This window comes from Couchioplanes caeruleus (genome assembly GCF_023499255.1).
GTDB lineage: Bacteria > Actinomycetota > Actinomycetes > Mycobacteriales > Micromonosporaceae > Actinoplanes > Actinoplanes caeruleus_A.
The window spans coordinates 6,771,300-6,784,667 of the sequence record NZ_CP092183.1; the positions used below are offsets into that span (position 1 = coordinate 6,771,300).

Annotated in this window: 9 protein-coding genes and 1 tRNA gene; 4 read left to right on the forward strand and 6 right to left on the reverse strand. The window is 70.3% G+C overall.

All coding sequences use genetic code 11. The features are described from left to right. The first annotated feature begins 159 nt into the window (after positions 1–159). Both COUCH_RS31325 and COUCH_RS31330 read left to right on the forward strand, forming a co-directional pair. On the forward strand, positions 160–843 hold the full coding sequence (locus COUCH_RS31325) for a response regulator transcription factor (protein ID WP_275980006.1): 684 nt from the start codon (positions 160–162) through the stop codon (positions 841–843). Then, positions 840–2,294 (forward strand): HAMP domain-containing sensor histidine kinase, encoded by a 1,455-nt coding sequence (locus COUCH_RS31330; protein ID WP_249608805.1) that lies wholly within the window; start codon positions 840–842, stop codon positions 2,292–2,294. Before COUCH_RS31325 ends, COUCH_RS31330 begins: the two co-directional genes overlap by 4 nt. Before the next feature lie 106 nt (positions 2,295–2,400). Here the strand turns inward: COUCH_RS31330 and COUCH_RS31335 are convergent, their stop codons facing one another. Beyond that, positions 2,401–4,392, reverse strand: a complete 1,992-nt coding sequence (locus tag COUCH_RS31335) for an MMPL family transporter (protein ID WP_249608806.1) — start codon at positions 4,390–4,392, stop codon at positions 2,401–2,403. A gap of 450 nt (positions 4,393–4,842) precedes the next feature. Here COUCH_RS31335 and COUCH_RS31340 point away from each other — a divergent pair, with 450 nt between their 5' ends. Next, the gene (locus tag COUCH_RS31340; protein ID WP_430641011.1) at positions 4,843–6,000 is read left to right on the forward strand and encodes a monooxygenase; all 1,158 of its coding nucleotides are present in this window, start codon (positions 4,843–4,845) and stop codon (positions 5,998–6,000) included. Between the two features lie 161 nt (positions 6,001–6,161). Here COUCH_RS31340 and COUCH_RS31345 read toward each other — a convergent pair whose 3' ends face one another. From COUCH_RS31345 to COUCH_RS31360, 4 genes are all read right to left on the reverse strand, one after another. Continuing rightward, the gene (locus COUCH_RS31345) at positions 6,162–6,827 is read right to left on the reverse strand and encodes a response regulator (protein ID WP_249608808.1); all 666 of its coding nucleotides are present in this window, start codon (positions 6,825–6,827) and stop codon (positions 6,162–6,164) included. Between the two features lie 1,817 nt (positions 6,828–8,644). After that, positions 8,645–8,718: transfer RNA gene (locus COUCH_RS31350), tRNA-Ile, on the reverse strand. Between the two features lie 47 nt (positions 8,719–8,765). Beyond that, positions 8,766–8,918: a hypothetical protein gene (locus tag COUCH_RS31355; RefSeq protein WP_249608809.1), complete on the reverse strand. Its 153-nt coding sequence runs from the start codon at positions 8,916–8,918 to the stop codon at positions 8,766–8,768. A gap of 30 nt (positions 8,919–8,948) precedes the next feature. Further along, the gene (locus tag COUCH_RS31360; RefSeq protein WP_275980150.1) at positions 8,949–10,211 is read right to left on the reverse strand and encodes an NAD(P)/FAD-dependent oxidoreductase; all 1,263 of its coding nucleotides are present in this window, start codon (positions 10,209–10,211) and stop codon (positions 8,949–8,951) included. Between the two features lie 227 nt (positions 10,212–10,438). Here COUCH_RS31360 and COUCH_RS31365 point away from each other — a divergent pair, with 227 nt between their 5' ends. Further along, positions 10,439–12,328, forward strand: coding sequence for a glycosyltransferase family 2 protein (locus tag COUCH_RS31365; protein WP_249608810.1), 1,890 nt, complete (start codon positions 10,439–10,441; stop codon positions 12,326–12,328). Here COUCH_RS31365 and COUCH_RS31370 read toward each other — a convergent pair. Further along, positions 12,325–13,320: a LacI family DNA-binding transcriptional regulator gene (locus COUCH_RS31370; RefSeq protein WP_249608811.1), complete on the reverse strand. Its 996-nt coding sequence runs from the start codon at positions 13,318–13,320 to the stop codon at positions 12,325–12,327. The genes COUCH_RS31365 and COUCH_RS31370 overlap by 4 nt on opposite strands. Between the last annotated feature and the right edge of the window lie 48 nt (positions 13,321–13,368).

The window sequence follows — 13,368 nt, forward strand, 5'->3', positions numbered from 1 at the left end:
GATCGCACCGCGGTCGTCATCCGCGCTGACCGCGGACGCACCTCGCACGCCGGCGCGACGTACCTGTTCCCGGCGCCGAATCTAATCCTGGCCTCAGGTTGGTCGGGGAGAATGAGCGGCAAAGGCATCGACGGGAGGGGGCGGGCCGGCGTGCGGATCATGATCGCGGATGACGAGGCGGCCATCCGTGAGTCGCTGGAGCGGGTGCTCCAGGTCGAGGGTTACGACACCAGCATCGTCGCCAACGGTCTCGCCGTGCTCGACGGGGTCGAGGGGGTCGATGGGGACACGCTGGATCTGCTGATCCTCGACGTGATGATGCCCCGCCTCGGCGGGTTGGAGACCTGTCGGCGTCTGCGGGCCGCGGGCCGGGATCTGCCGGTGCTGATGCTGACCGCCCGTGATCAGGTCTCCGACCGGGTGGCGGGGCTGGATGCGGGCGCCGACGACTACCTACCCAAGCCGTTCGCCACCGAGGAGTTGCTGGCCCGGGTGCGGGCCCTGCTGCGCCGGCGTACGCCTGCCGACGGGGAGTCGCACGTCCTGTCGTTCGCCGACGTCCGGCTGGATCCCGACAGGTTCGAGGCGTGGCGGGGCGGGCGGCCGCTGCGCCTGACCCGGACCGAGTTCTCCCTCCTGGAGGTCCTCATGCGCAACGCGACCCGGGTCTTGACCCGCGACGCGCTGTTCGAGGCGATCTGGGGCTTCGACATGAGCGCCACCGCCAACAACCTCCAGGTGTACGTGAGCTACCTGCGCCGCAAGATGGAGGCCGAGGGCGAGCCGCGATTGATCTACACGCTGCGCGGCCTGGGATACACGTTGCGGGAGACTCCTCCGTGAGCGGGTCCGCCGGCCGGGAACCGCGCCGGCTGACCCGATGGTGGCGCCGGCGGTCCCTGCGGACCAGGATGACGGTGATCGCGGCGACGGCCATCGCGGTCAGCGTGTTCGTGGCCTTCCAGGTGGCCACCGAGCTGTTGGGCGGGGAGCTGCAAGAAACCGCGAGAAATCAGCTACGCGCCGACTCCCGCGCCCTGGCGACGAACGCGGAGCGCGCCGGTCTGGCCAGGGTCGAGCTACCGCCGTATCCCGGGTCCGGTCAGCTGGTACGGGTCATCCTGCCCGACGGCTCGACCCGGACGCCGGCCGGTCAACCCGCGCTGCCCCCGGTCAGCGAGCACGCCGGGCGCGTGGCACAGGGCGGCCCGGCCGACCTGATGGAGTCGAGCGACAGCGACGAGGACGGCTACATCATCTACACGCTGCGGGCGGGCGACGGCGCGGTTCAGGTGGCCCGTGTCTCCGACGACAGCCCGATCAACCAGCTGGGTTTCGGCATGCTGCTGATCGGGCTGCTCTGCGTGGCCGGCGGCGCCCTTGTCGGGCGGACCGTGGCACGGACCGGGCTGGCACCGATCGACCGGCTGACCGCCGCCGCGGTCCATGTCGCGCACACCCAGGACCTCGACGCCTCCATTCCGGATGAGGGCGGTGGCGAGATCCGGCGGCTGATCCAGTCGATCAACGACATGCTCACCGCGCTGCGGGAATCCCGGCAGGCCCAGCGGCTGCTCGCCGAGGACGCCGCTCACGAGCTCAAGACCCCGCTCACCAGCCTGCGCCTCAACGTCGAGCTGCTGATCCGGCTCGACCGGCGGGGCACCCTGGACAGCGCACTGCCGGCGGAGAGCCGGACCCGGCTGCTCAACGATCTCGGCGCTCAGGTCGCCGAGTTGACCACCCTTGCCGCCGAGCTGACCGACCTGGCGCGCGGTGACATCAGCGACGAGAACACCGAGGTGCTCGACCTCGCCGACGTGGTGGTGGCCGCCGTGACCCGGGCGCGTTCCCGCATGCCGGACATCGAGGTCGCGCTCGACGTGAGCTCCGTCTGGGTGAGCGGGCGTCCCGCCGCGCTCCAGCGGGCGGTGCTCAACCTCCTCGACAACGCCGGCAAGTGGTCCCCCGCGGACCAGCCGGTCCAGGTCCGGCTCCGCGCCGAGGGCACGTCGGCGGTGCTCGAGGTCGACGACGCCGGGCCGGGCATCGACGTCGCCGACGTACCGCGGGTGTTCGACCGGTTCTACCGTGCCGACAGTGCCCGGGCGCTGCCGGGATCCGGTCTGGGGCTGTCGATCGTGCAGCGGGTGGCCGACGCCCACGGCGGGCGGGCCACCGTCGCCCGCTCCGCACGCGGCGGCACGCTGCTCCGGGTCGACCTTCCGGCCGCGTCGCCGCCCGCCGCCCCGGTCGCGCCGTTCACCGCCGGGGAGGACACCGCGGTGCGCTGATCCACCCCTGTGGTGCGGCGCAGGGACAAGGGACTGCGGCCTCCGGCCCCATGAAAGATCCGGGACGGGCTGAACCCCGTCCCAGATCTCGTCCGTGCCGCCGCGTTCACCGTTGCAGCACGGGCTCCTCGTCGTGGGCGAGCGCCCGGTGCCCGGTCGGCGGCTCCGCCGCTGGACGCGACAGCCGGCTCGGCCACCAGATCCGCCGGCCGATCACCAGGGTGAGGGCGGGCACCAGGACCGACCGCACCAGCAGGGCGTCGAGCAGCACGCCGAAGGCGACCAGGAACCCGACCTCGATCAGCATCACCAGCGGAAGGGTGGCGAGGACCGCGAAGGTGGCCGCCAGGACCAGGCCGGCCGAGGTGATGACGCCACCGGTGGCCGAGAGGGCTTTGAGCATGCCCCCTCGGGTGCCGAGACGTACGGTCTCTTCCCGGGCCCGGCTGGTCAGGAAGATGTTGTAGTCGACGCCGAGCGCGACCAGGAACATGAATGCCAGCAGCGGAACCGAGGAGTCGATGCCCTTGAACCCGAGGATCGTGTCGAAGATGAACACGCTGCCGCCGAAGGCGGCGGCGAATGAGACGATCACGGTGGCCATCAGGACCAGCGGGGCCGCGATCGCGCGCAGCAGCAGCCCGAGGATGATCAGTACGACGGCGAGCACCAGCGGGATCACCAGCTTCTCGTCGCGGCTGGTGGTCACCTCGGTGTCGAGGTTCTCGGCACTCGGCCCGCCGACGATCGCCTCCGCCCCGTTCACCGTGTGCACGGCGGTGCGCACCCGCTTGATCGTGTCGTACTCTGCGACGGTGTCCGGCGCGTCCGTCGGGAACACGGAGATGGTGGACCAGCCACCGCTGGTCTGCTCCGGGACGGCCATGGCCACACCGCGGGTGCCCTTGACGATGCCGAGCACCCGCTCCTGGTACGCCGGCCGCGTGAAGATCGTCATCGGCTGGCCGCCGAGCTCCGGGAAGTGCTGGCGTAGGACGGTGAAGCCGGTGACCGACTCCGGCGCGGACAGGAACTGGTCCTGTTCCCGCAGGGCGCCGGTGTTGCCCGCCAGCCCGACGGCGAGCACGCCGAGGATTCCGAGCGAGCCGAGCGTCGCCACCCACCGGCGGCGGCTGATGGCGGTGCCGAGCCGTTCCCACAGCCCCGGCTTCTGCGCCACGGCCGTGCCGAACCGCGGGATGGCCGGCCAGAAGATCCGCCTGCCGAGCACCACGAGCACCGCTGGGAACAGCGTCAGCATGGCCACCAGCGCGCACAGGATGCCGGCCGCCCCGATCGGGCCCAGCCCGCTGGTGCTGTTCAGGTCTGCGGCGAGCAGGCAGAGCAGGCCGGCGACCACGGTGGCCGCGGACGCGACGATGGCCGGCGCCGCGCCGCGTAGCGCGTGGACCATCGCGACCCGGACGTTCTCGTGGTGGTGCAGTGCCTCCCGGTACCGGGATATGAGCAATAGCGCGTAGTCCGTCCCGACGCCGAAGACCAGGATCGTCAGCAGCGCCGAGTTCTGGTCGTTGACCACGATGCCGAAGCCTTTGACGAGCAGGTAGACGGTCGCCATCGCGGTCAGTGCGGCCGCGCCCACGACCACCAGCGGGATGAACCACAACACCGGGCTGCGGTACGTGAGGATGAGCAGGAGCGTGACGACGACGACGGTGGTGAGGAGGACCTGCGTGTCGACGCCGTCGAAGATGGCGTCCATGTCGCCGTCGACCGCGGCCGGGCCGGTCACGTCGAGTTCCAGGCCGGCGGGGCGGTCCTTCGCAGCGTCACGCAACGGGCCGACGATGGCCTCCGGCGCGCCGTAGGTCGTGCTCACCTGGAGGGTGAACATCATCGCCTTGCCGTCGGTGGAGAGTCTCGTCGGCGGGCCCTCGTCCTCACCGCTGGCCGCCGACGTCGGCGGATACCGCTTGGCGAGGGACTTGAACTGGCGATCGACCGACGCACGGTCGGCGTCGGTCATGCCGCCGGCACGGTGGTACACGAAGACGAACGTGTTGTCCTCACCGCCCGGGAGCCTGTCCTCCAGAACCGCGACCTTGGTTGACTCGGCACTGGCCGGCAGGGTGTCCACGGCTTTGTCGGTGGTAACGGAACTCAGCTTTCCGCTCAGCGGCACCATGACCGCCGCCAGTGCCAACCACAATCCGATCACCAACCACGGCACCCACCGGCCTGCCAACCGACCGGGCGGCGCTTCCTTGGACGGCGCAGCGTTGACTGCCATCAATAGCCTCCTACATACGAGTTGCGTCGCTCATGTGAGGCCGATTTCGTACCGAGCGAACCTGAGACGATCGTTAATGCGGTGCTCAGGACGGGTGGCCGAACCAGGTGCCCGGCGCACGCACCAGCGTGGGGGCGTCGAGGTCCTGCTCGGCAGACGCTCCGGAAGGTAGTACCGCGGTACCGCCTCCCTCCCGACGATGACGACCGCAGTACGACGAAACGGGACGGAATCGGTCCTAGCGTTCGGGTTATGAGGAAAGCTGACAGTCCACGGTGGAACGTCGGAGCGGCCACCATGACGCTGGTGACGACGTTCGCTGCCGTCACCGCCTGCGGGTCGAACGCCGACAGCGCGACGCCCCCAGCGGCCGCCACGCACAGCGGGCACGCGGGCGGATCATCCGCCCCGCCGCAGCCGTTGCGGGCCGGCGAGCGGTTCCTGGACCTGAAGATGGCCGAGGCCTACACGCCCGTGCCGCCGCAGGGCGGCACGGACGAGTACCGGTGCCAGCTGGTCGATCCAGGTCTGACCAAGGGGGCCTTCCTGACCGGAACCCAGTTCATGCCGGAGAACGTCGCCATCGCGCACCACGCCATCGTGTACGCGGTGCCGCCGGGCGGCGCCGCCGCGGTGCGCGAGCAGGACGCGAAGACCCCCGGCCCCGGCTGGCAGTGTTTCGGTGGGACCGGCGTGGCCGGCGCCGAGGTCGAAGAGGGGGACGCGGCGTGGGTGGACACCTGGGCGCCGGGTGCCACGGAGACGCTGATCGACCAGGACGCCGGCTACAAGCTGGAGCCGGGCAGCCTGCTCATCATGCAGATCCACTACAACCTGCTCGCGACCGGCGGCAAGCCGGCCGGGCCGGACCGCTCGGCGGTGCGGTTGAGGCTCACGGACGGCACACCGCAAACCCGGGAACTCGAAACGTGGCCGGTCGACGCGCCGACCGAACTGCCCTGCGCGGCCGACGAGTCGGGGCCGCTCTGTGACCGAGCGGCCTCGATCGCGGACGTGACGAAGCGGTTCGGGCGGGACGTCGGCGAAATGGCGGACCGCCAGGTGAGGGAATGCGACCGGGGCGTGCCGAAGCCCGGTAACACCCAGACCTGCGACCACAAGGTGGAGGCGCCGATGACGCTGTACGCCGGTTTCGGCCACATGCACATGCTCGGGCGGGCCATCAAGGTCGAACTCAACCCGGGCACGCCGAGGGCCAAGGTCGTACTGGACGTACCGCAGTTCGACTTCGACAACCAGCGGCTGGTGCAGCTGCCGACGCCGGTGGAGATCGGTCCGGGGGACACACTGCGGGTGACGTGTACGCACGACGCGGGGCTGCGTAGACAGCTGCCGCAACTGAAGACGCTGCCGCCGCGCTACGTGGTGTGGGGCGACGGCACCAGCGACGAAATGTGCATCGGCATCATGACGGTTTCCCCCCGCAGACCCTGACGAAGCGCGGACGTGCATGAGGTCACGCACGTCCGCGCGGCACTCGTACCCGTTGGGGCGGTGACGCGGGCGGCTGCCCTCCGACCGGGCAGCGGAGCGGATCGGTCCGCAGTGGCTGGGAAACTACGGTCGCGCCCCCGACCGAAGCGCGAGATCAAGCGCTAGACCGGCCGGGTGAGTCTCAGGTTGTAGGCGAGGATGACGGCCTGGACCCGGTCCCTTGCGCCAATCTTGGCAAGAACCCGCCCGACGTGGGTCTTCACCGTCGACTCCGACAGCTCGAACCGTCGCGCGATCTCGCCATTGGTGAGGCCCTGCCCGATGGCCACGAGGACCTCGCGCTCGCGGCCGGTCAGCAAACCCAGCCGGGGATCCTCCCGCACGCGCCCGCACAGGTCATCGTCGAGCCGGTCGGCGACCGCGTCGAGCAGCCGCCGAGTCAGCGACGGCGCGATCACCGCGTCCCCGGCGGCGACGGCCCGGATGCCGGCGAGCAGCTCCTCCGGGCGGATGTCCTTGAGCAGGAAACCGCTCGCCCCGGCCCGCAACGCGGCGAACGCGTACCGGTCCAGATCGAACGTCGCCAGCACCAGGACCCGCGACCGGCCACCGGCGGCCACGACCCGCCGGGTCGCCTCAATCCCGTCGACGCCCGGGATACGCATGTCCATCAGCACGACGTCGGGCCGCACCTCCGTGATCCGCCGAACGGCCTCAGAGCCATTCTCGGCCTCACCGACGATCTCGGTGTCGGGCGCGCTCTCGAGCAGCACCCGAAACCCGAGGCGCTGCAACGGCTGAGCGTCCACCACGAGCACAGAAATCATGAATGGCTGCCTTTCCCGGTCATGCCCGTCCGCTGCAGGGCCGACGCTGACCGTGCCGCCGTGAAACGCGGCGCATTCGGCCGTACCGGCGCGGCCGAGACCCGCGTCGCCCGGCGATGCCTACGTCATACCGAGCAATCCTGAGACGACCGTTAAAACGGGCGCTCAGGCCGGTCAACCATCGGGGCGGGTTCGTCGATGGGCGTTGTCGTACAAGACGACTAAGACGCCGGCTGCACCCTCGCGACCCCTCGCTACGCGTGACACCAAGGACTTCATCGACACCGGCATCTCGCTCATCGGCCCGTCGCAGGAACACCCAACCGAAACACCAGCGCGATCACCGACCTGGAATCCGGCGCCGGTCAGCAATGGGCGGGCGGGACTCGAACCCGCGACCAAGGTCCACGAGAGAGCCCTTCCAGCTCTTCTGCAGCCTCTACCTGCAACTCTGCTAGAGGGATACGAGGCGCAGCCGGCGGACATCACTCCAGTGCCAGCACTCCCCTATCAAAGTGCGGTGCCGCCCGACGAGTGCGTACGTGGCCGGTTGACCTTCGCTCCCCGAAGAACAGTCCCATGTCGGAGATTCGCCTCATCGAGGACGCGCCCTTTCGGCCCGGAGACGGTACCTGGGACCCGGCGTCAGACAGGCTTCGCAAACCCGACCCTGGCACCGGGGGCCGTCGTAATGGGAATCTTCGCCGAGTGAGCCGGCAATCACGGCATGACGTCAAAGCGCATAGTCTGGCTACTGGCTCGACGGGGTCAGCAACAATGCCAGGTGCAAGGGCGACAACGGACTCCGTCATCCCCTACAGGAATCTAGTGTTCGACCACTTCCAGGACTTGACCGCTTTGAGCTCCTCCCGCCAGCGTTGGCGAACCTCTGGCGAATCCTCCCAGTCTCGTCCCTCAAACCGGGACGGCAAGCGGGTGTCTGCACCTACAACCAAGACCGTCAGGTCCGGCTCCTCGTTCTCAGCGCAGTCCTCGTAGATCCTCTGGAGGAAACGCCCTTGGTTCTGATACCCGCCCCCGAACCTCTGGTGCAGGTCGCCATACGTGGGGAGGCTCGCATCGGGCCGCCCGATCACCCCGATCAGGTAGCTCCGAATCATGAGGTTTCGCACGTCTAGAGCCATGATCCAAAGGTCGCATACCTCGGTGGCGCCGTCTCCCTTATCGGTGACTTGCCGGTCTTGAACCGTCCCCGGAGCCTGAGCGCTTCCGTCGAGCATGGTCGAAATGGGTTCCGGTCCGCATCGGGTGGAACGCCGGCCCATGCGAGCACTTGCGGCGCCGGCAGATTTAGCGCGCGACCGGTTGCGCCTCGCTCGCTTGGCACGCTTCGATCCCGAGAGGCACCCGCGCAGAGCTGAAAACAAAATCGTGCAACCCGGTGGATCACCCGGCGCGGCGGCGCAAACCGGCCGGCGACGCGCAATTCAGGAAGGTCCATGACGTAGCTAGGACGTTCTCTAGCTGCGTCTACTCCCACGTCTTTCGTGGCACGATCGTCTTCAGAGGCAAGAGTGAGCCAGATTTCGTGCCACGTGTCGAGCCACGCCGGATATGCGGATCTGCACGTCAGCCGGTCCAGTCCCCATAGCTCACCTGCAACACTGAAAGCTTTCGGAAGGCACCCGCGCACCGGGTGCCTTCGCCCGCTGCGAGCCAGCCTCGAACCTTTCGCGTCGTCCCGAGGCCCGGCAAATCGCACGGGCAATCAGCGCAGCCAGCAACGGCGTGCAGGCGGGCCGTCCAGCGCCACCACCGTAACGTGGGGTCTGGGGGTCGCCCCCAGGCAAGTAGGGTGGGGCGGGCGGGACTCGAACCCGCGACCGAGGGATTATGAGTCCCCTGCTCTAACCCGCTGAGCTACCGCCCCGTACCGGCGGCGATCCTATCCCGGGGCGTCCAGCGCGGGCCAGCGATCTACTCGTCGTCCGCCTGCGGCGGTTCTTCGGGGGTCTGGCGGCCGGTGTCGTCGACCAGGCCGGGGGCCATGCTGCCGCCGTGCGCTTCCTGGGCCGGGTGGTCTTCCTCGGGGTTGCCGGGCGTCGGGTCGGGCTGTGTCGTGTCGGTCATGCACCCGTCAATACCCCCATGCCGGCAGGCTCAAAGACCGACCAGAGCGCCCAGTGAGGCGAGTACCGCTCCTGCCGTGCGCCATCCGCCCGCGAGCGCCCCTTGGATGGAGGGACTGTCGCGGTGGTCTCCGGCGACGAACAGGCCGTCCCCCAGTTCGACCGGCTTCCGGAGCCGGGCCTGTGGGACGGGGGCTGCCGGTAGGGCGTGCGGGATGGGTACGACCTGCAGCAGCTCCCACTGATCCGTGGGCACGCCGTAGATCCGTGCCAGTTCCACCCGCATGACCTGCTCCGACGCTCCCGAGGGCGCCGCGACTCCCACGGTTGAGGCTGCGATCAGCGATCGGCCTGCCGGGGCGTATTCGGGGGCTGCGTTGGACATGACGATGGTGTTGGCCACGATTTCGCGGCGGTCGCCGTCCAGCAGGAGGGTGGGTTCGTCGATGGGGGCTTGCGGGGCGCCGAAGTAGTACGTGGTCAGCCCTCGCATGTCCGGGCGGGGCAGGGACGGGAGGAGCTCGGATGCCGTGACCGGGTCGGTGGCCACGACGACCGCCCGGCAGCGGATCTCGCCGCCGTCGGTGATGACGCGGCCCGGGGAGACCGCGACCGTGCGGGCGTTGACCAGGAGTTGCGGGTACGGCAGGGGGCCCGCGACCGCGGCCGGGAGCATGGCCATGCCCTGCGCGGGGACGCCGATGCGGCCGCGGGCGAAGGAGCGGAGCACCATCGCGAGGACGTGGCTGGACGTGTCGAGGGAGCGGTCGGCGAAGACGCCGGAGAGGAACGGCCGCAGGACCTCTTCGATGATGCGGTGGGACAGGCCCGCTTTGCGCAGCGCCTCCTGGGTGGTCAGCTCCGGGGCGTCGAGGAGCCGGGCCGGCGGGTACGTCGCGCAGCGGGTCGCCAGCGCCGCGAACTTGAGGCGGTCGGCGAGCGTGCCGACCCCGCTGTTGAGGGTTTTCGGGGCGGCCATCGGGTCGCGGAGCGGGTTTTCCAGGCGGTGCAGGCGTCCGCCGCGGCGGACCAGGACGCCGGGCGTGAAGTAACGCATGTCGAGGGCGTCCAGGTCGACCAGGGCCGGCACCCTCGGGTACGCGGTGTTGAGGACCTGGAAGCCGCGGTCGAGCCGCCAGCCGTCCACGACGTCCGTGGCGACCCGGCCGCCGAGCCGGTCGGCGGCCTCGACGAGCAGCCAGTCGACGCCGGCGCGGTCCAGCCGGCGGGCAGCGGCGAGCCCCGCGAGGCCGCCGCCGACGATGACGACGTCCACCTCTGGCGGCTGCGACACGGGCACCTCACAAGGGGACGAACAACGCAGGACCCAGCCTAACGGCGGACGCAGCCCGCGGCAGGCGAAAGAACAGGCCAGGCGAAAGAACCAGGCAGGCGAAACAACGCGCCACGCCAGGGCGAAAGCGCAAGAGACGAACAAGGCAGCCGCAAGAACGGGTCAGGCGAAGGCCCCAGCGCGGCCAACGGCTCAACCCGTTCCCACGGCGGCCGATGGCGGGGTTCATGAGCGAGCAGGACACGGCTGCGCCGGTGGAAAGGCGCGTGCCCGGCCGGCTGTACGGGCGTACAGCCACGGAGATCACCGGCCCGGTGCGGACACCCGCCGACCGGGTGCGGTACCGGCCGGTGCTGAGCCGCCGGCAGCACCGGTTCATGGTGGGCGTCGCCGGGCTGCACATCACGTTCGCGCTGGCCCTGGTCGGTTTCCTGGTGCTGCCCGGCAACCTGCCGGCGCTGCGGGCCGGGGACCGGGCCCGGGACCTCGCCATGCTGGTGGGCCTTTTCCTCATGGTCCTGCTGCAGGTGATCGTGGCGCTGCGGACCTGGGTGCTGGCGTACTTCGCCGCCCGGGCGCGCGACCCCGAGCCGATGCCGGCCCCGGCCGGCCTGCGGGTGGCCCTGCTCACCACGATCGTGCCCGGCAAGGAGCCGGTGGAGCTGGTGCTGACCACGCTGCGCGCGATGAAACGGGTACGCCACGACGGCCCGGTCGACGTGTGGCTGCTCGACGAGGGCGACGACGAGGAGGTGCGGCGCCGCTGTGAGGAGATCGGCGTACGCCATTTCAGCCGTAAGGGCCGCCCCGAGTGGAACCAGCCCAGCGGCGAGTTCAAGGCGCGGACGAAGCACGGCAACCACAACGCGTGGCGGGCCGCGTACGAGAACGACTATGACGTGGTCGCCCAGATGGACCCGGACCACATCCCGTATCCGAACTTCCTCGAGCGCAGCCTCGGCTACTTCGCCGACCCGGACACCGCGTTCGTGGTCGCGCCGCAGGTCTACGCCAACCTCACCGAGTCGTTCGTCGCGCGCGGCGCGGCCGAGCTGGCGTACATCTTCCACGGGATCATGCAGCGCGGCGGGAACGGGCACGGCGCGCCGCTGCTGATCGGCACGAATCACCTGTACCGGCCGGTGGCCTTTCAGCAGATCGGCGGCTATCAGGACTGCATCATCGAGGACCATCTGACCTCGATGGTGATCTACAGCGCCCGGAACCCGGCGACGGGCAACCACTGGAACGGCGTGTACACCCCGGACGTCCTGGCTGTGGGCGAGGGGCCGGCGACCTACTCCGACTTCTTCAGCCAGCAGAAGCGCTGGGCGTACGGAATCTGGGAGATTGCCCGCCGGCACTCCCCGGCGCTGATGCGCAGCCTGCCGCGGCGCAGCCAGCGGCTGTCGTTCTTCGCGCTGCAGTCGCACTATCCGACCACGGCCCTGTCCTGGGTGATCGGCGTCGCGCTCAGCGCGCTCTACCTGGTCGGCGGCGTCACGATCAGCCGCCTCCCGGCGCTGGTCTGGGGTGTGCTGTTCGTCGGCAACATCGTCGCCGGCCTGGCGTTCTTCCGCTTCACCCAGCGCTTCAACCTGGTCGAGCACGAACGGCGGTCGTTCGGCCTGGCCGGCATGGCCCTCGAGCTGGTCACCGCTCCGGTCTACGTCGCCGCCGCGGCGGCTCAGCTCGCCGGCCGCCCGCTCGCCTACGTGGTCACCCCGAAGGGCGCTGCGGCGACCGGCGACACGTGGCGCACGTTCCGCGCCCACCTCGGCTGGGCGGCGGTCGCTGCCGCATGCCTCGCCTGTGGCGTCGTCCTGGACCACCCCTTCTGGACCCTCTATCTCTGGGCCACGCTCACGCTCGTGATCTCCCTCGCGCCCCCGATCCACATGTACGCCCGCGGCGCCGCCCGCAGGTCTCGCCAGGTCGTCCCGCAGCGCCGGATCGGCCGGAAGCTGGTACGGGCGGGCCTGATCAGCGTGCAGCAGCTCGACGAACTGCTCGATCTGCAGGCGACGTCCGAGCAGGCGTGGCAGCGCCTGGGCGACCTCGCCGTGCAGCACGGGTACGTGAACGAGAAGCAGCTGTCCGACGTGCGTGGACGCTAGGGGGTGTCCCGCTGGGGCGCGGCCGTGCTCGATCGGTGGATCAGGACGGTGGGTACGAGTTCGGTGCCCGGCGTGCCGCGCTCGCCGCGGATCTGGTCCAGCAGGCCGTGTACGCAGCGCCGGCCGACCTCGGCGAAGTCCTGGTGCACGGTGGTCAGCGGCGGCAGGTACGACCCCGCGTCGGGGATGTCGTCGAAGCCCACGACGCTGACCTGCTCGGGCACCCGGCGGCCGCGCTCGTGCAGGGCCCGCAGCACGCCCAGCGCCATCTGGTCGTTGGCCACGAAAATGGCGGTGCAGGCGGGGTCGGCGGCGAGCCGCAGGCCGGCCCGGTATCCGGAGGTGGCGGACCAGTCGCCGCGCTCAATGGGTGGCAGGGGGCGGCCGGCGTCCTCGATGACGGCCCGCCAGGCCTGGGCCCGGCGCTCGGCGGAGAACGACTCGGCCGGGCCGCCGACGTGCCACACCGTACGGTGGCCGAGCCCGAGCAGGTGCCGCACCGCCTGCCGGGCGCCGTCGGCCTGGTCGGTGTCGACCACCGGGTAGCGGTCGCCGGCGTCGGAGTCGACCACCACGACCGGCATGCCGGGCGGCAGGGTGAGGTCGGTGGCGTCGAGCAGGTGCACTTCCATGATCACGATGACGCCGTCGACGGCGAGCTCGCCGAGGCGGGTGAACGCGCCCAGCACGCCGTCCTGGGTGGGTGCGGCCACCGGGATGAGCGTGATGGCGTACCCCTCGAGCGCGGCCTGCGTGGCGATGGCCTCGACCGTGCGGCTGTTGCCGGTGGTGGCGAGGGTGAAGAGGATGACGCCGATGGTGCGGAATTCCCCCAGCTTGAGCGCCCGGGCCGCGCTGTTGGGCCGGTATCCGAGCTCTCGCATGGCGTCCAGCACGACGCGGCGGGTGGACTCGACGACGCCGGGATGGCCGGTGGACACGCGGGACACGGTCTGCGACGACACCCCGGCGAGGCGGGCCACGTCGGCCATCGAGACCCCGCGTGAGCGGCGGTTGATCGGCTTCCAGTCCGCCCCTGG